This is a genomic window from Pigmentiphaga litoralis (assembly GCF_013408655.1).
GTDB lineage: Bacteria > Pseudomonadota > Gammaproteobacteria > Burkholderiales > Burkholderiaceae_B > Pigmentiphaga > Pigmentiphaga litoralis_A.
In genome coordinates this window covers 3977040-3995436 of record NZ_JACCBP010000001.1, presented here as the reverse complement: position 1 = coordinate 3995436, position 18397 = coordinate 3977040, and the positions used below count along the sequence as shown (strand labels likewise).

Genomic DNA, 18397 nt, shown 5'->3' with positions numbered 1-18397 from the left:
CTGGTGTTATGGGTGGGCGAGTCGCCACTGGCGCAGCACGGCATCGCACATGGGCTGGCAGGCAGCGATCTGTGCGGCGGGGCTGGCAAGGCGGTCAAGGGTGGCGTCGTCAAGGACGGCCGTCACGTCGGGCATGGCCTTGAGCAGGTCGGCGACGGGCGTGCGCTGCTGGATGGCCTGTTCGCAGACCTGGCCGACGATGCGCGCGGCCGCGGCCGGGCCGAGCTTGCCGGACAAGGTCAGCGAGATGCCTTCGGAATAGACCACGCCATACAGGCGGTCGATGTTGGCCTGCATGGCCTCGGCATCGATACGCAGGCCTTCGCCGATATCAACCGCCGCCGACAGGCTGCTGCCGGCCAGGTCGAACAAGTCGGCCAGCACTGGCAACGCGTTGGGCCAGCTGCCCAGGCCGCGTTCATGTTCGGACGCCAGTTCGCCCGTCAGGATCGCGGCGACCATGGGTGCGCGGTTGGCGGCGTCGAGCAGATACATGCTGGATACCGGATTGCGTTTGTGCGGCATGGCGGACGATCCGCCGCGGCCTTCGCCGGTGGGCTCGAAAGCTTCCGCCACTTCGAACTGCATGAGTAAGGACACGTCGCGGCCGATCTTGCCGAGCGCGCCGCACAGAATGGCCAGTTCGCTGCCCAGCCGCGCGATGCGGTCGCGGGCGCCGTGCCAGGACATGGCGGGCGTGCGCAGGCCCAGCCGCTTGGCCAGGGCTTGCGTCACGGCGCCAGCCGCGTCGCCATGCATGGCCAGCGTGCCGTTGGCGCCGCCAAATTGCAGTGTGCACGCTTCATCGCCTGCGGCCTTCAAGGCTGCCGAACAGCGCGTGACGGCGTCCAGCCAGCCGGCCACTTTCCAGCCAAAGCTGACTGGCGCGGCCGGTTGCAGCAAGGTGCGGCCCAGCACGGGCGTGGTCCGGTACCGATCGACCTGGCTGGCCAGGGCATCGCCCAGCCGGCGCAGGTCGCGTTCCAGCACGTCCATCGACGCTCGAGCCTGGCACAGCAGCGCGGTATCGCTGATGTCCTGGCTGGTGGAACCGAAATGAACGCAGGCGACCGCGGCGGGGTCCACTTTCTGGACCGCCGCCTTGAGCGCTTTCATGAGAGGGATGGCAAGGGTGCCGGCGTTGCGGGCTTCAGCCGCCAGCTGGTGGGGATCGATGGTAAAGGTGCTGCAGGTCCGGGCGATGGCGTCGGCGGCGCTGGCGGGGATGACCCCGCATTCGGCCTGGGACGCGGCAAGCGCCGATTCGAACCTGATCATGGCGTCGATCACGGCGGCGTCGGTCCAGAGGGAACGTATGGCCGGTGTCGAGAAGAAGGAGTTCAGGGCATCCACGGTGTAGACCACTCGCAATTCGGGTAGGGGCTGAGGCGAGCCATGTAAGGCGGGTCGGGAATCGTGTGGACGATAGCACGCGTCCCGGGCGTGGCTGGGAGGAGAAAGGTGCAGTACGGAGTTGCCCGAGGATGATGGCCTGCTCAGCGGAAAACGGCCTGTCACCCGCGTGGCGCAAGCTGGGCAAAGGTTGAGGCACGTACTGCGGCGCAGCATGCGAAAAGGCTGAGCGTGCTCAACAGTCCCTCGTCTACCCGGGTGAATCCGACTCGCTAATCCTTGTCCTGCATTCGCTCTGTGGGAGGCGCGTTGGGTGCATGGTAGTTTGGAGGTGTGGCAAATCGTAAGCGTGAGATCGGGGTATCCGAACGGCGGGCTCATCAGTAAATGGATGCGATGCGGATTGATTCGACCCTTCGTTTTCGGTTGAAAAGTCAGCCCTGCGTCAGCTTGATTGCTTGTAGGCGCATTTCTGACTGCAACAGGAGAAATTAAATTGTTACGGCGCTGGGCTGAATACCATCGGATTGGAAGGTCCAATCCTGTTTTAGGCGCCGACAATGACGTGTTCATGCGAATTAATGCATCCCTTTTTCCATGCATTTGCATGCTCTCCCTAGCAAAATTAGGCAGCGAAAACCGGCCTCAGTCTTTTGATTGAGGACCGATGATGGGCCTGATGGCGTAGGTAAGCATTACGTCTGAGATGCATTGATTTAGAGGATTTCGCAAACTAGTATCTACTCGTCGATCCTCTTCAGGCTAATCACAACGACGGTTGAGTCAACCGCGAGCGGCCAGATGCCCCCTATACGAATCGGACTGATGAGGTGGGGCTTCATGAAAAAAATCAACACCTTCCCTACTCACGTTTAATCTCGCCTCGAGGGCAAAATGGCAAAAGTCTTGCTGGTAGAAAGCCAACCACTGTTGATGCACGGTCTGTGTCAGATCCTGACACGTGCCAACAGCGCGACCGAAGTGGTCGTCATCAATATGGCCCGTGCGGAACAGGATGCTGCGACGCATCAAAACGCCGATCTCGTCATCCTGAGCGTGCTGCCCGATGTGGCCGCAACCGATGCACTGCTGGAACGAGTGCGTACGCTGCTTGATCCCCAGAAGATGCTGCTGCTGTCGGATGACGAATCCTTCAAGCTGTCCGCCCTTCGTTCGTCGCAAAAGATCTTTGGTTGCGTTCGCAAGACCGAATCCCTGGAAGTGCTCGAAGCCGCGATTCGCCTGGTCATGGTCGGCGGCTACTGCTTCCCCGGCGAAACCGCTGCGCCTGCGCCGTTCAATGCGATGCAGCCGTTCCAGCTGGGCCACCCGACCCGTCAGCCTAGCGCCGATGGCCGTGCTGCCGTCGCCGGTGCCGAACTGCTGAACATCACGCCGCGTCAATACCAGGTGCTGGTGCTGCTGGCCCGTGGTTATCCGATCAAGACGGTCAGCCGCATGCTGAACATCTCGGTGGCCACCGCCAAGACGCACGCCTGCACGCTGTATCAGCGTCTGAACGTGAAGAACAAGAGCGAAGCCGTGTACGCCGCCCTGCAGCGTGGCGCGACGCTTGATTGGCAACCTGATCGCGTGACCGCGGATCTGAGCGCGGAGCCGCCTGTAAATTTTAAGCGTGCCGACGACCTCGGATGGCGCTCGCCATCCAGTTTTTCCAGTGTGGAGCTTCCCGGGACGGCGGGTGGCTTGGACATCCGTCGTCCGTTGGCCGCTAACTCTTGAGATTCACAGACCCGGGACTGCAACCGGATGCCGTGACCACAGGCATCCCCCATAAAAGTCCCGGCGTCCGTCAACCGTTGGTCATCCACATGCAGGAGATACACCGCCCCTACACGCTAGCTATGATCGGTCTCACTAACGCGATCATGGCCTCATGGTATCGGGATGTTTCCAACGATAGGTCGCGCAATGGTGTAGCAGCCCCCGGCTGTGCAGCCGCCGTCTAGCCCCATACCTGGATTTCCAGAATGAATGTTTTGCTGATCGAAGACCAGCCTGTTTTCCAGGCGGCCGTGCGCCGTGTACTGGAAACCATCCAGGGCGTAAATAACGTCTCACTGATGACGCCCGACAATGTTGCGGAGCAGGCCAGCTCTGGAACCGTCGAACTGCTGGTGTTCGGATGCACCTCGCGCAGCGATACCGATCTTCGGTTGCTGTCCGATGCCGTGCGCAAGTTCATGCCATACCGCAGTCTCGTGTTCTATGACACGCCGGACCCCAGTTTCATCTACGGCGCCGTGCTTTCCGGCGTATCGGGATACGTACCCAAATCGGCCACGCCGATGGCCGTGTGGGCCGCCATCAACCTGGTGCTCGCCGGGGGCTATTGTTATCCGCCGATGGCGGGTGGCATGGCGCCTGCGATGTCCAGCATGGGTGCGCTCAACCCGGCATCGGGTCCGATCGCGCTGCGCGCCGGACCGCGTTCCGAATTGACCAAACGACAGTACGAGCTGCTGCGCTTGCTGGCCTCAGGTGTGAACATGCGCATCATTGGCGAGCGCATGGGCATCTCGGTGGCGACAGTAAAGAGCCATGCTCGCAGTCTGTACTGGAAGCTGAGCGCCAGCAACCAGACAGAAGCGGTATTCAATGCCATCCAGCGCGGCCTGCTGTAAAGGCAGCGCCATGCGCAGGCAGGAGTAGAGACGCGGCTTAGGCCGCGTTTCTGTTATGGGGTGTCATGTGGGGCGCCGATGGCATGGCCGAAACTCAGTGCACTGAGCGATGCCCACGCGCCGCAGCCGCCACCCGCGCACAGCCACCCGCGCACAGCCACCCGCGCACAGCCACCCGCGCACAGCCAAAAAAAGCCCGGCCCCAAGATCATCTTGGGGCCGGGCTTTTTCTTGTTGTCGTCGTTCAGGGCTTGGACTGGTGCTGCGGTTCGCGGGGGTCCGGCAGCGTCTGCAGCAGCGCTTCTTCGAAGCGGCGGAAGATGGTTTCCGCATCGAGCCAGTTGCGGGCGTACGTGCGGCCGGCGGCGCCGAGCACCGTACGGCGAGCCGGGTCCCGCGCAAGCTTGAGCAGGGCATCCGCCATGGCGGTGGCGTCTTCGGGCGGCGTAAGCACCCCGCAGTTCGCGACCACGTTGGCCAGCTCCGTGCCTTCGGGCGACGCGCAGATCAGCGGCTTGCCGCTGGCCAGGATGCCCGTAAGCTTCGACGGCATGACCAGGTCGGCTGCGTCCTTGCGTTGCGGCAGCAGATGGATGTCGGCCGCGCCCAGCAATTCGGACAGGCGTTCGATCGGCTGCAGCGGCAGGAAGTGCACGTTGGGCAGGTCACGGCAGGCGGCCTGCAGGACCGGCTTGGTCGGGCCTTCGCCACAGAACACGAAACGGATGTCGGGTTGCGTGGCCAGCAGGCGGGCGACTTCGCCCAGGATCTCGAGACCTTGCTTGCCGCCCATGTTGCCGGAGTACAGCGCCACCACGGCGTGTTCAGGAATGCCGAGTTCAGCGCGGATCACGCTGGGCCGATCCAGAGGCTTGACGGCGTCCAGGTCGACGCCATTGGGGAACAGCACCACGCGATCGGACTCGACACCCTTGGCCAGCAGACGCTCGCGCATCTTGGACGAGATGGTCGACACGCGGGTAAAGCGGCGCATCAGGAAACGTTCGACGCCCAGCACGGCCTTGCGCAGCGTCTTGCCCGACAACATGCCGAGGTCGAACGCCGCATCCACTTCAAAGTCCTGCACGTGCAGCCAGCTGCGGCTGCCCACGAGCGCGGCGCCGAGCAGCGTGGCCGGCGCGCAGAACAGCGGCGGTTCCACCACCAGCACCGCGTCGGGCCGATGGGCCAGACGCCACCAGGCCACGGGCAGGCTGGTCGCAGCAAAACTGGCCAGGTGCAGAATGCGCTTGAGGCCCGACGGCCGCTTGGGCACCCACAAGGGCACGCGGTACACCGTCACGCCCTTCCAGATTTCCTTGCGGTAGCGTCCGGCCTTGTAGCCATCGTGCACCTGCCATTCGGGATAGTAGGGCGGCGCCGTGACGACGCTGACCTCGTGGCCGCGCGACGCGAGCCAGGCCGCGAGTTCACCGGTGTATTTGCCAATGCCGGTGAGCTCGGGCGAAAAATTGATGCCGTAGAGCAGGATCTTCATGGGGCCGAAACAGTGCGTTGCCGCACGACCTTGCAAGGGTTGCCGTGGTTGACGGTGCCGCCCGGAACGTCCTTGAACACCGAGCTGCGCGCGCCGACGATGGCGCCGTCACCAATGCTGACGCCCGGGCCGACGAACACGTCGGTGGCGACCCAGGCCTGCTTGCCGACGCGGATCGCGCGTGCACGGATAGGGAAATCGACCTGTGCCGCATCGTGGTCGCCGGCGCACAGATAGCTGCGCTGCGAGACCACCGCGTGATCGCCAATGGTGATCTCGCCCAGGTTGTAGAGCACCACGTCATCACCGACCCACGCGTAGTCCCCGATCGTCAGGTTCCACGGATAGGTGATGGTCGCGCTTGGGCGGATCACGACGTTCTTGCCAATCTTCGCGCCGAAGCAGCGAAGCAGGAAACGCCGGAAGCCGTAGGCGATCTGCGGGGACCCGCGAAACAGCGACGCCTGCGTCAACCACCACAATTGCACGGTCAACCCACCCCGCCGCCGGAAGCCGGCCGGCATGGTGAACAGGTCCAGTCGCTGAAAGTCGCTCATGTCGCCGATTCCTTCGTGGCGGGGCGTGCCGTCACGACGCCCGGGCGGACCAGCTTGGTCTGCTTGCGCGCGGCCAGCTCGTCCATCTTCAGGCCGATCTGCCAGTAGTACGTGGCGCGGGCCATGGCGTAGTGAAAGCCGGCGGCGCCGTCCAGGAAACCGAACTTCAGGATGTAGCTGTGCAGGAAGCTGATCAGCGGCTTGAAGGGCAGGTTGTCCAGCACCTTCTTCATCATCGAACGCAAGCCGAGGTTGGCCTCGCGCGGATCATTCATCAGGCCCTTGCTGCGCAGTTGCGCTTCCCAGTCCGAGTAGCGGTTGTGCTTGTCGAAATAGTGATAGAGCGAATCATGGTCGTCATGCAGCATGCGATGCTTGAGCGCGAAGGTGCGGCCCTTGATCGCAGGCTGGTAATGGCCTTCGACTTCCCACATGTTGGCGGCGTCCAGGTCGTCGTAGTCCAGGAATTCGGACGACGCCTGATGCACCAGCACCAGCTTGAAGACGCGGTGGCCATAGGCCAGCTTCTTGCCGGCGAACACATAGTCGAAGCCCACGAACGCGCCGCCGTAGCCTTGCGAGAACTTGGGCAGGCAGGCACGGATTTCCTCGGCCAGCTCGGGCGACATTTCTTCGTCGGCGTCGACGTACAGCAGAATCGGGTAGGTGCAGGGCAGCTCTTTCAGGCACCACTGCTTCTTTTTCGGATAGCGGCCGTTCCAGTCGAACTGGACGACCTTGGCGCCATACGATTCGGCGATCGCGCAGGTGTTGTCGGTACTGCGGGAGTCGACGACAAAGACCTCTGCGAAGTCGGTCAGGCCGGCCAGGCACTTCGCGATATTGGACTCTTCGTTCTTGGTCATCACGATGACCGAAACGGGGATGCGTTCCATCTCAAACTCCACGGGGTTGCTTGCGATCGGCGATCAACGTGCGGAACAGGTCGACCACGCGTTGCGCGTGTTGATTCAGGGAAAAGTCGTTGGCGCGCAAGGGGCCCAACGAACGGAGGCGTTTTGCGGGTTCGCGCTCGTACAGCAGCTTGCGGACCGCTTCGGCAATGGCGGCGGCGTTGCTGACCGGAACCAGCACGCCGAATTCGCCGTCGCTCAGGATCTCGGCAGGGCCGGACGGACAGTTGGTGGCCAGCACCGGCACGCCCAGGCTCAAGGCCTCGACCAGCACGATGCCAAAGCTTTCGTGTATCGACGTCAGCAAAAAGATGTCGGCGGCGGCCACGGCGGGAAACGGGTTGTCGAGGTGGCCCAGGAACTTCACGCGCGAACGCGACGGACGCGCTTCATTGAGCAGGCGCAGTTCTTCTTCCAGCGGGCCTTCGCCGATCACCAGGAACTGCACGTCCGGATCGTCCAGGATCTGGGCGGCGGCCACCAGGGTCTTGTAGTCTTTCGACGGCGCAAGACGGCCCACCGACACCACGCTGAACTTCGCGTCGTCGGCTTGCGGGGGCGGTGCTTCCTGGCTTTGCCGGCTGACTTCTTCGACCGGCAGGCCGTTGTAGATGTGGCTGCACTTGCCCTGCAGGTCCGGCACCAGCGTGACCAGGTCGTCCACCACGCCGCGCGACACACCGATCACCACGTCATGCCGCGGATACAGCGTGCGCAGCAGGAAGGTCTTGAGCCCCTTCATCGACGTGGTCGAATAGTGGCTGGACGGCGCGTTGTGTTCGAAGGCCACGCTGCGGAACGGCCGGCGCGACATCATGCGCATGACCGCGACCGCGGCGTTGCACAGCAGGCCGTGCGAGCAGACGATCTCGGGCTTCGTGCGCTGGATGGTGCGCCAGAGCCGGAACAGGGCAACGGGCAGCATCGCAGCAAACTTCAGCTTCGATTCGCCCACATGCATGCCGCGTTCGACTTCCGGGTTGTTGACCTCGTACTCGTGGTCAAGACCGCGCAGCAGGAACAGCGACGTGCCGAACCCGTGGTGCGGCACCTCGTCGACGATGAAGCTGACGCATCGTCCGACGCCGCCGCGGTGCAGGTCCGGTGCTACAAACAGCACGTCAGCCATGGTGGGGTACGCCTTCTGGAGTGTAGTAATGGACCGGTTGAGGCGTGGTTTCCCGGTTGGCATTGCGGATCAGCGACAGACAGTAGGTGAGCAGCACGCCGACAAACGCCGTCTTGGGTGCATACGCCAGGCCGCCCGACAGCGGGTCCACGATCAGGTAGATCGGCACGGTCGCCAGGATGTAGCGGCGGTGCAGTTCCAGTTGCGGATCGCGATAGCTTGGAAGCATCGACATCAGCAGCACGAACACGGCGGGCAGGAACACCAGCACGGTGCCGACAATGCCGAACTTCATCAGGTAGAACATCCAGGAGTTGTGCGCGAAGGTGCTCAGCTCGAAGCCGTTTTCACCCATCACCCAGCTCTTGAAGCCCGCGCCCTGACCCAGGATCGGCGCCTGCTGATACAGCTGCACCTGGCCTTCCAGTTCCTGGATCCGCGCGCCGTAGCTCGAATCGCTTTCCAGGTCATTGACCGAGATGATCCGGTCGATCAGCACGTCGGCATACCCGATCGCATAGAACAGGGCGAGCACACCGATCAGGGCCGGCACGAAGTACACGATGGACTTGCGCATGGCGCCGACCCGGCTGCCCAGCAACGCGGCGACGGCAACGGCCACCCCCAGCTGCAGGTACTGGCTTCGGTTGAGCGAGAACACCAGGGCGGCCAGCATGAACAGCGTCATCATGTAGGCGGTGCGTTTCTTGATGCCGAGCTGTTCCTGGAAGTACAGGACCGACACGATCGAGAACGGGATCACCCACACGCCGATCCGCAGGTTACGCACGGGGTTGGACGCGCTGAACACGAACAGCTGTTCGATCGCGATCCAGGCGGCGACCGCCATGCCGGACCAGATGAAGAAGCGCTGCAGCGTCATGTAGTTCATGTGCGACTGCAGGTCCTTGTAGCAAAGGAACGGTATGGACAGGAAGTAGATCAGCACGCGGAAGTCGCGCACCGCGTCTCCGGTTTCGATCGTGTTGGTATGACGGAACTGCATCATCACGACGAACAGGAGCGCGATCAGCTGCAGGGCAAGCAGAAAGCCGATGCGGGCGCTGGGCAAGGCATACGCGGTAGGTTCCGCCAGCCGGGCGAACTTCACGGCCACGATGGCCAGGAAGATCGCGTCCCACGGGCTGAGGTTGAACGAGCCGATCTTCAGGAACAGGGCGTCGTTGTTCATCACCAGGGCGGTGAACATGAACCACCCCAGCAACGGCAGCGTGGAGAACTGGCGGTAGTTGGTCATTTGGGCTCTCGCTGCCAATCATCGACACCGACCAGCTTGGTCAGGAACTTCTCGGTCAGGTAGCGCGTGTCGCCCTGGCGGGCATGCGCCAGCATCTTCTGGGCGACCACGCGCAGGTCGTCGACTTTCGTGCCCGAGCGGCCTTCTTCCTGGTTCAGACCCTTGACGATCTGCTCACGCTCCGAACGATGGATGTGGTCCATCGTGGTCGTCTTGGTCTCGGCATGCACGGTGTAGACACCGTAGGCTTCGGGCACGACGACGTTGCTGCCGGCGCGCAGCAGGCGGCTCCACAGTTCCAGGTCCATGCAGTACTGCTTCTTCTCGTCGATGAAGCCGTACTTTTCCATCAGGTCCCGGCGCCACAGGGCGGCCTGGTTCGGAATCGATGCCTTGACCACGGCCAGCGACTTGCGCGTCATGGGCGTGTAGCGCACTTCGCGGTAGATCTGGTTTTCGTGGTTGGCCACATACAGGTTGCCGCTGACGATCGGTGCGCCGGTGCGCATGGCCGCTTCGGCCAGGGCCATCAGCGCGCCGGGGTAGAACAGGTCGTCGGAATTCTGCCAGCCGACGTAATCGCCCGTGGCGCGGCGAAAGCCCTTGTTCAATGCGTCGGACTGGCCGCGGTCCTTCTCGCTGACCCAGTAGGCCAGGCGGTCTTCATATTTGCGGATGATGTCGACGCTGCCGTCGGTCGAACCGCCGTCGATGACGATCAGTTCCAGGTACGGGTAGTTCTGGTTCAGGATCGACAGCAGCGTGCGTTCCAGGAACTTGGCCTGGTTGTACGACGGCGTGATGATGCTGATCTTGGGCAGCAAAGACGGGAAGGCCGGACGCGCGACGGGCTCGTGCAGACGGCTGACGAAGGCGCGCAGGGTCCGGGTCGTCTCATCGTGTCTGTGGGCAATGTAGGCTTCAAGCATAGCGACTCATCCAGCGGTTGCAGGCCGGGACGCAACAATGCTCCCGTGCAGGTATCGAAGAACCAGCCACACTCCACCGAGCGTGACTGCCGAATAAAGAATGCGGGCCCAGGCCGCGGCGCTTTCGCCGAGCGGACCCACGAGCAGCCAGAGCGCAAGCAGCGACACCAGGCCCGCGCCGCCGTTGAGCAGTGCGACAGCCTTGCTGTTGCCCAGGCCCAGCAGCGAAAAATGCGATGCGACGTTCAGCGACAGCAACCCCGACGCCACCACCAGCAGCTGGAACAGCGGCAGGTGGGCTTCGGCCAGATCCGCGCTCAGCATCAGGCGCAGGATCAGGTGGCTGAACACCATCACGACGGCGGTCATGACCGCCGACAGCATCAGGTTGGTGACCAGCAGCTTGCGGATGGTCTGCGCCGCGGCCCGCATGTCGCCCTTGGCGGCTGTGGTCATGCGGCTCACCATCGGCATCGCTTTCTGGAACAGCGCCACCGTCACGGTGTGGATGATCTGGCCCACTTGCGCGCCAACGGTATAGATCGCCAGGATGGTCGGGCCCAGGAAGGCACCCACCAGCACCCGGTCGACGGAACCGTAGGCCAACGCACTCAGGCTGTTGAACCAGGACCATCCACCGAACCGGAACGCGCTGGACATTTCCTTGCGATCCGACTTCGGCCATACGATCTGCCGGCCACTGGTGCGGGCAAACAGATTCATTTTCAACATCGCGGTCAGCAACAGACCCAGCGCCTGCGCCGTACTGGCCCAGGCCGCGGAATGTGTCAGCGCCGCGGTAGCGCACGCGGCGGCAAGCGTGGCGGTCTTGCCCAACGTCTCGCAGATCGCCGTCGTCTGGAAATCTTCCCGGCCTTTCAAACAACCGGTGAACAGTTGATCCAGCTGCTGGCACAGGTACATGGCCAGCGCGGGAACGGCCAGCGTCGACACCTTGATCCCGCCGAACGTGAGCGAATCGCCCATGGCCAGCGTGATGCCGATGCCGATCACTGCAACCACCGTCACGAAGGCCAGTGCGATCGCAATCAGCGCCGCACTGATGGCGGCGCCACGATAGGCGCCGTCTTCTTCATGACGTTTTTCCGAAACGAGCTTGGTGGCCGTGACGGCCGCGCCGATATTCGCGGCGTTGCCGAAACCGGCCAGCGCCATGACCATGGCGTACTGGCCGAAGCCCACCGAACCGAGCTGCCGGAACAGCAATGGGGTCGAGACGACGGCAAGCAGCGGACCGATGCCGTATTCGAGAAGACCCCATATCGAGGCGTTGTTCCTGAAACGCGCGGTCGCGCGCTGCCACCTGCCGCCCTTGGGCGGCAGTCCGGCTTGCTCTGGTCGCATCGTCAGGCCGCTTCGGTTTCTGGAGAGGTCGACCGCGACAGGAAGTGCTGGTAGGTCATGGCAATGCCTTCCCGCAATTCCACTTCGGGGCGCCATCCCAGGCCGTTCATGCGATGGGAATCCATCAGCTTGCGCGGCGTGCCATCCGGCTTGGACGGGTCATAGATGAGCCGGCCGTTGAAGCCCACGACTTCGGCGACGAGCATGGCGAGATCGCTGATCGCGATGTCGGTGCCCGAACCGATGTTGTAGAGACCGTCGGCGGATTCATGGTTCATCAGCTTGACGCATGCGCGTGCCAGGTCGTCCACATACAGGAACTCGCGGCGCGGCGTGCCCGAACCCCAGATCGGCACGACGCGGTCGTGACGGATCTTGGCCTCGTGCAGGCGGCGGATCAGCGCCGGCAGCACGTGGCTGTTCTGGAGGTCGTAATTGTCATTCTGACCGTACAGGTTGGTCGGCATGGCGCTGAAGAACTTCACGCCATGCTGCTTCGCGTACGACTCGCACATCTTGATGCCGGCGATTTTCGCGACGGCATACGCTTCGTTGGTGGGCTCCAGCGGCCCGGTCAGCAGGGCCTCCTCGCGGATGGGCTGGGGCGCCATCTTCGGATAGACGCACGACGAACCAAGGAACAACAGCCGGTCCACTTCAGCCAGGTAGGCCGAGTGGATCAGGTTGCTCTGGATCATCAGGTTCTGATACAGGAAGTCGGCAGGATAGGTGTTGTTCGCGTGAATGCCGCCGACTTTCGCCGCCGCCACATACACCTCGTCGAACTTCTGTTCGGCGAAGAACGAACGCACCTGTTCCTGGTTGGTCAGGTCCAGCTGTGACCGGCTGCGCGTGACGACGTGCTCATACCCCTGCTTGTGCAGTTCACGCACAATCGCCGACCCGACCATCCCACGATGGCCGGCGACAAAGACGCGCTTGTTTGAAGACGTCATGGCGGCTTATTCCTTGTAGGCGAAGGTTTCGTAGCCGTGTTCTTCGACCAGCGCATCGCGCTTGGCATCGCTCAGGTCCGACGCGACCATTTCCGCAACCAGTTCCTGGAACGTCGTGCGCGGTTCCCAGCCCAGCTTGGCCTTGGCCTTGGACGGGTCGCCCAGCAGCGTTTCCACTTCGGTCGGGCGGAAGTAGCGTGGGTCGACTTTAACGATGACCTGGCCTGGCTGCAGCTTGCTGTGCACGGGGCTCAGTTCGACAACCGCTTCTTCCGTGACGCCCTCACCGCGCCAGCGGAGCATGATGCCCAGTTCGCGAGCGGCGGTGTTGATGAAGTCACGCACGCTGTACTGGATGCCGGTGGCGATGACGAAGTCTTCTGCCTTGTCCTGCTGCAGCATCAGCCATTGCATTTCGACGTAGTCGCGGGCATGGCCCCAGTCACGCAGTGCCGACAGGTTACCCATGTACAGGCAATCTTCCAGGCCCAGGGCGATACGTGCCAGGCCGCGGGTGATCTTGCGGGTCACGAACGTTTCGCCGCGACGGGGCGATTCGTGGTTGAACAGGATGCCGTTGCAGGCATACATGCCGTAGGCTTCGCGATAGTTCACGCAGATCCAGTAGGCGTACATCTTGGCGGCGGCGTACGGGCTGCGCGGGTAGAACGGGGTGGTTTCGCGCTGGGGCGTTTCCTGCACCAGACCGTACAGTTCCGAGGTCGAAGCCTGGTAGAAGCGGGTCTTGTCGGCCAGGCCCAGAATGCGCATGGCTTCGAGCACACGCAGCGTGCCGAGTGCGTCGGTGTTGGCGGTGTATTCAGGTTGTTCGAACGACACGCCCACGTGGCTCTGTGCGGCCAGGTTGTAGATTTCGTCGGGTTGAACGGCCTGGATGACGCGCGTCAGGCTGCTCGAGTCGGTCAGGTCGCCGTGATGCAGCACAAAGTTGCGCGGCTCGGCGTTCGGGTCCTGGTACAGGTGGTCGACGCGGGCCGTATTGAACATCGAGGCACGCCGTTTGATACCGTGGACTTCGTATCCCTTTGCCAAAAGCAGTTCGGCAAGGTAGGCGCCGTCCTGGCCAGTAATTCCGGTAATCAAAGCCTTCTTCGGCATGGTGCGATCCTTCGAGCAAGTCGTGTTGGTGTGGTAGGCGCCACGCTTAGGAAGACAAAGCGCCGTGGTCCCGCGAGTGGGGTGCGGTGAAGACTGAAGATTAGTTTTTCGTGGGGTCCAACCGATATCGGCCAGAGCGATTACAGAAACTCATCCTTCAGACGTAATGCGGCAACGCATCATGCGTTGCTGAAAGCGTCGACAGGCCCGGCCAGCGCGGGTTTGGCGCGTTGGAGAGGCGAGTGGGGGTCGGCGGAGGGGATGGATCCACCGTCATTCATCCGATGGGCGCCTGAAGGCAGGATCAGGTCGCTTGCGTCGGCGCTGGTGATCGCGTCGCGTGTCGCGTAAACGACAGTGCCACGTGTGTCACCCGAATGTGTGTTGGCCGGATCGTCCTGGTCGGCGCCTTGCGTCGGCGGCGTTCCGCCGTCGATCTGCCAGGCCACGTCCAGCGGAACGATCGCCGCAATGCGCGAGCGCGGAAGCATCATCGATTCGATGGTTCCGGTCGGACTTTGCGAAAAATTCATGAGTTCAAGCTTGAACACCAGCTCGGCATCGCTGCCGTGTTCGACGGCCCGGCGCGCGCAGTCCAGGACTTCCGGCGCATGGCGGCTGAGCTCCGCAATCCAGACGGACGCCTTGGCAATCAGCACGCCGCTGTGCCACAGATCGATCTCGTCGTCATTGGGCGCGCGTTCGATCCCGGCGGCGTCGATATACCGCAGCATCGGCAGGAAGGCCGACGGCGGGGTGGTCTCGTCGGTTTCGCGCGGCACCCGGAAACTGGGGCGCCGCGGCGTCGGCTGGCTGCGGGTCATGCCGAACGCAACCATGCGGCCCGCAGTGGCCGCGCGATGCGCCGTGGCAAGCCCGGCAATCAATGCCGGATCGGCATCGATGCCCAGTTCGGCCGGACACAGCAGCATGACCGGATCCGTACCCTTGCGTACCGCCATCAGGGCCGCGCAGGCCACGGCGGCTGCCGTGCCCCGTCCGCAGGGCTCGAGCAGCAGGTGCGCATTGAAGATCCCCATCTCCTCGAGCTGGTCGCTGGCCACGAAGCGGTAGGCTTCGCCGCAGACCAGCGTGGCCCGGTTCAGCGCCCCGATCGCCCGCAAGGTCATCAGCGTCTGCTGGAGCAGGCTGCTGCCGTCTTCACCGGTCGTGAAGGGCTGCGGCAGCTGCTCGCGCGACAGGGGCCAGAGCCGCGAGCCGCTGTCACCGCACAGCACCACGCTATGGAAGTCGGGAGAAGGGGCTTGGGTCACGGGTTCTCCAGGAAATAGGACTTCGTGTATCGATGCACATCGTCGCGGGCGAGGATGGCGTCGCGTTCAAGCCAGGTGTATTGCGAGTGCTGCGACACCGGCAGCTCCAGACCCGTATCCGGCAGGGTCATGGCGTACGCCAGCACGACGTAGTGGGTCGATGCCGTCATATCGCCGGAAAAGTCGGTGTCGTAGAAATGTTCGTAGGTGCCGCGCGGCGTGGCGGGCGGATGATCGTGGGGCAGGCCCAGTTCTTCTTCCACCAGGCGCCTGAGCGCCTCGCCGATCAATTCGTTCTTGCGGATCCGACCGCCCGGCACGAACCAGGAGTTCTGCGCCGGCTGATTGGTGCGCAGTCCCAACAGGTATCGATCGCCGCAGCGAACCACGAGATCGATCGATACCAGTGGTACGGAACCTACAGCAGCTTTGAAACGAGGTGTGTCCAGACGATCGAGCGTCGGCTGGCGGTCGCGGTGGAGCGGCACATTCTCAATAGGCATTCTTGCCCACCCAGCCGGCCACGGCAGTGCGAAGAATGATCTTCAGGTCCATCCAGAACGTCCAGTTCTCGATGTAGAAAAGGTCATATTCGACACGTGCGCTCATTTTGCCGACCGTATCGGTCGCGCCGCGCAGGCCATTGATCTGGGCCCAGCCGGTAATGCCGGGCTTCACACGGTGACGCATCATGTAGCAGTCCACGATGTTCTTGTAGATCTCGTTGTGTTCCATGGCGTGCGGGCGCGGGCCCACGACCGACATCTCGCCTTTGAGCACGTTCAGGAATTGCGGCAGTTCATCCAGGCTGGTCTTGCGCAGGAACGCGCCGACCTTGGTGGTGCGCGGATCCTTGCGGGTGGCCTGCTTGACGACGCCGCCTTCCTTGTGCGGACGCATCGACCTGAACTTGTAGAGATGGAAGGCCTTGCCATCGATGCCCAGGCGCTGCTGACGGAACAGGACCGGACCGGGCGACGACACCTTGACCGCAATCGCGATGGCCAGAAGGACCGGGCTCAATGCAATCAGGACGGCTGCGGCGAACACGCGATCGAAGGCTGCCTTGACCAGGCCACGCACGCCGTCATCCGGAAAGCTGTTCAGATCGACGGTGGGGTGACCAAAGAAGCGGCCGACACGATGCCGCGACAGGTGATCGGGCTGCACGTCGGGAATCCAGCGCAGGTCCACCAGTTCGTTGCGCAGATGCAGAACGACGTCTTGCACGCTGGCGCCCGGCTGCATGGCCTTGGTCAGCCAGATTTCCTTGATACCTTTATTGCGAACCAGCTGGCGCAGGCCATCGAGCGACGCAACACGTTCGACCGATCCCGGCAATTCCTTGGCGGTCTGGTCATAGATACCAACGACTTCATAACGGCGGTCGACGGCCTGCAGCGCGCGGCGATACAGCTCGCTGCCCAGGTCGCCATATCCGAAGATGACGATGCGGGTGGGCGAATTGTCTTTCTGGCGCGCGGCGCGGCGGGTGTAGTGCAAGGCCAGGCGCATGCCGATCATGCCGGTCGCGGCCGACACGAGCCAGGTACCGGCCCACAACGACGACACCGGACGGCTGGCATCGATCATCGTGGCCAGCACGACGCCCAGGCTCAATACCAGCAGCCAGGCCGACGCGCAGCGCAGGATATCGGATGCGCAGCGGCGGCGGCTGGAACCATATAGTGCGAACAACGGAAACAGGGCCAGCACGCCCATGCTGCAAAGACACAACACAAATAGATGCACAACCGGGATTTGTCCCGGCTGGTTGGCAAGCAATGCTGCGCTTAGCCAACCCGTTGCGGCGACCAACATGAAATCAGCCAATCGTCGAAGGCCATGGAAACCGGTGGGCGCCGACGCTGCGTCGACCACCAGTTCGCGATCCTGCGCCATGGGGGTGCTCCTGAAGCGTTATTAGTAGATAGAGGGGAAGAAGGCGAGCGCCGGCAATAGGGGGGCGCGTCGCTCCGCCGTGGGCGGTTAATGGATAGTAGTGACCCGGGGGTTGCCCGTTAACAAGGCAAACGATCTAGTCAGTTGGCTGACCCTATGGATTAGGCCATCCGCCCAACTGTTAGGCCCTTCTGAAAAAGCGTGCAATCGCATCTCGCCAAATTGCAGGACTAAGCCGTCGCTTTCTCCGCCTACGCACCTATATCACCGGGACACCATGAACACTTCGCTCAAATCTGCGGGTCGTATCGCTACGACGATCGCCCTTGTCACGCTGCTGGGGGCGTGTGCATATGCGCCAGGCATGCGCTTCGAACGCGACGCCCAATCGCAACCAGGGGATGCTACTTCCGTTCCCCAGGTCACGCCTATCACCCCTTCGTATGTGCTGGAGCAGAAAGCGATACGTGAACAGGTGGCCGACGACACGGTCCGTACCCTGTTCGGTACGCCGGAACCCTATCGCATCGGACCTGGGGACATTCTGTCGGTCGTGGTCTGGGACCACCCCGAGCTGGTCCTGCCGTCGGCAACGTACGCCATTCTGGGCGGCACGACCGGTATCAGCATCGGTGATTCCGCTGCCGGTATCCCGGGTTACCTGGTTTCTGCAGATGGTTATGTGCAGTTTCCCTATATTGGTATGGTGCGCGTCGCCGGCATGACGGAAGTCGAAGCCCGCGACCTGCTGCTGCGCGGCGCCCGCGACCACATCGAGAATCCGCAGATCACCCTGCGTATCCTCGGCTTCCGCAGCAAGCGGATCTATGTGGAAGGCGAAGTCAAGACGCCAGGCTCGGTCGCCATCAACGACGTGCCCATGACGCTGATGGAAGCCCTGAACCGGACCGGCGGCGTGTTGCCGACGGCCGATCGCAGCCAGATCAATGTGACACGCGGTGGACAGACCATTCGTGTCAGCCTGCCTGATTTGTTGCGCCGCGGTCTCAACCCGTCGTCGATCGCGTTGCAGTCCGGCGACATCGTCCGCGTTGTGCCACGTGAAGAAAGCAAAGTTTTCGTGCTGGGCGAAGTCACCCGGCCCACGACGCTGGTGCTGCGTGACGGCCGTCTGAGCCTGAACGAAGCGCTGGGCGAAGCCGGTGGCCCCAACCAGGCAACGGCAGACAGCAGCCAGATTTTCGTTGTGCGAAGCAATGCACAAGCCCGTCCTGAGGTCTATCACCTCGATGCCCGATCGGCGAGCGCCCTTGCTGTGGCGGAGAATTTCGAACTGAAGCCCAAGGACGTCATTTTCGTCGATGCCGGCGACCTGGTCCGCTGGAACCGCTTCATTACGCTGCTCTTCCCCAGCGCGCAGACCGTCCAGACCATCCGCACGATCAATTGATCGTCGCGGACAGCACAGGCGCATGGGAGTCGTAACTTGACCACATCCTTCATCCAAACACCCACCACTTATCCTACTGATACCGAG

15 protein-coding genes and 1 pseudogene are annotated in these 18397 nt (G+C 62.8%); 3 read left to right on the top strand and 13 right to left on the bottom strand.

What is annotated here, in order from left to right; genetic code table 11:
- Positions 1-6 precede the first annotated feature (6 nt).
- Positions 7-1365: a 3-carboxy-cis,cis-muconate cycloisomerase gene (pcaB, locus tag HD883_RS18205; protein WP_179582894.1), complete on the bottom strand. Its 1359-nt coding sequence runs from the start codon at positions 1363-1365 to the stop codon at positions 7-9.
- An 882-nt stretch (positions 1366-2247) separates the two neighbouring features.
- Here pcaB and HD883_RS18200 point away from each other — a divergent pair.
- Positions 2248-2934: pseudogene (locus HD883_RS18200) on the top strand (response regulator transcription factor); the annotation flags it as partial.
- Between the two features lie 410 nt (positions 2935-3344).
- The gene (locus HD883_RS18195; RefSeq protein WP_179582898.1) at positions 3345-3998 is read left to right on the top strand and encodes a response regulator transcription factor; all 654 of its coding nucleotides are present in this window, start codon (positions 3345-3347) and stop codon (positions 3996-3998) included.
- A gap of 244 nt (positions 3999-4242) precedes the next feature.
- Here HD883_RS18195 and HD883_RS18190 read toward each other — a convergent pair whose 3' ends face one another.
- The 12 genes from HD883_RS18190 to HD883_RS18135 form a co-directional block, all read right to left on the bottom strand.
- On the bottom strand, positions 4243-5496 hold the full coding sequence (locus HD883_RS18190; RefSeq protein ID WP_179582900.1) for a glycosyltransferase WbuB: 1254 nt from the start codon (positions 5494-5496) through the stop codon (positions 4243-4245).
- Positions 5493-6053, bottom strand: coding sequence for a putative colanic acid biosynthesis acetyltransferase (locus HD883_RS18185; protein WP_179582901.1), 561 nt, complete (start codon positions 6051-6053; stop codon positions 5493-5495). Before HD883_RS18185 ends, HD883_RS18190 begins: the two co-directional genes overlap by 4 nt.
- Positions 6050-6949, bottom strand: a complete 900-nt coding sequence (locus tag HD883_RS18180; RefSeq protein ID WP_179582903.1) for a glycosyltransferase family 2 protein — start codon at positions 6947-6949, stop codon at positions 6050-6052. Before HD883_RS18180 ends, HD883_RS18185 begins: the two co-directional genes overlap by 4 nt.
- Before the next feature lies 1 nt (position 6950).
- Positions 6951-8096, bottom strand: a complete 1146-nt coding sequence (locus HD883_RS18175) for a glycosyltransferase (RefSeq protein ID WP_179582905.1) — start codon at positions 8094-8096, stop codon at positions 6951-6953.
- Positions 8089-9354: an O-antigen ligase family protein gene (locus tag HD883_RS18170; RefSeq protein WP_179582907.1), complete on the bottom strand. Its 1266-nt coding sequence runs from the start codon at positions 9352-9354 to the stop codon at positions 8089-8091. Before HD883_RS18170 ends, HD883_RS18175 begins: the two co-directional genes overlap by 8 nt.
- The gene (locus tag HD883_RS18165) at positions 9351-10283 is read right to left on the bottom strand and encodes a glycosyltransferase family 2 protein (protein WP_179582912.1); all 933 of its coding nucleotides are present in this window, start codon (positions 10281-10283) and stop codon (positions 9351-9353) included. Before HD883_RS18165 ends, HD883_RS18170 begins: the two co-directional genes overlap by 4 nt.
- A gap of 6 nt (positions 10284-10289) precedes the next feature.
- Entirely contained in the window at positions 10290-11648 is a 1359-nt protein-coding gene (locus HD883_RS18160) for an oligosaccharide flippase family protein (protein ID WP_179582923.1), read from the bottom strand.
- A gap of 2 nt (positions 11649-11650) precedes the next feature.
- Positions 11651-12604: a GDP-L-fucose synthase gene (gene fcl, locus HD883_RS18155; RefSeq protein ID WP_179582928.1), complete on the bottom strand. Its 954-nt coding sequence runs from the start codon at positions 12602-12604 to the stop codon at positions 11651-11653.
- A gap of 6 nt (positions 12605-12610) precedes the next feature.
- The gene (gene gmd / locus HD883_RS18150; RefSeq protein ID WP_179582938.1) at positions 12611-13723 is read right to left on the bottom strand and encodes a GDP-mannose 4,6-dehydratase; all 1113 of its coding nucleotides are present in this window, start codon (positions 13721-13723) and stop codon (positions 12611-12613) included.
- A gap of 179 nt (positions 13724-13902) precedes the next feature.
- Positions 13903-14997, bottom strand: coding sequence for a sugar phosphate nucleotidyltransferase (locus tag HD883_RS18145; protein WP_179582940.1), 1095 nt, complete (start codon positions 14995-14997; stop codon positions 13903-13905).
- A complete protein-coding gene (locus tag HD883_RS18140; protein ID WP_179582942.1) occupies positions 14994-15500 on the bottom strand; it encodes a GDP-mannose mannosyl hydrolase in 507 nt (168 codons plus the stop codon). The genes HD883_RS18145 and HD883_RS18140 overlap by 4 nt, the downstream gene beginning before the upstream one ends.
- Positions 15490-16899, bottom strand: a complete 1410-nt coding sequence (locus tag HD883_RS18135; RefSeq protein ID WP_306455862.1) for an undecaprenyl-phosphate glucose phosphotransferase — start codon at positions 16897-16899, stop codon at positions 15490-15492. The genes HD883_RS18140 and HD883_RS18135 overlap by 11 nt, the downstream gene beginning before the upstream one ends.
- A 277-nt stretch (positions 16900-17176) precedes the next feature.
- Here HD883_RS18135 and HD883_RS18130 point away from each other — a divergent pair, with 277 nt between their 5' ends.
- Positions 17177-18310, top strand: a complete 1134-nt coding sequence (locus HD883_RS18130; RefSeq protein WP_179582944.1) for a polysaccharide biosynthesis/export family protein — start codon at positions 17177-17179, stop codon at positions 18308-18310.
- The last annotated feature ends 87 nt before the right edge of the window (positions 18311-18397 follow it).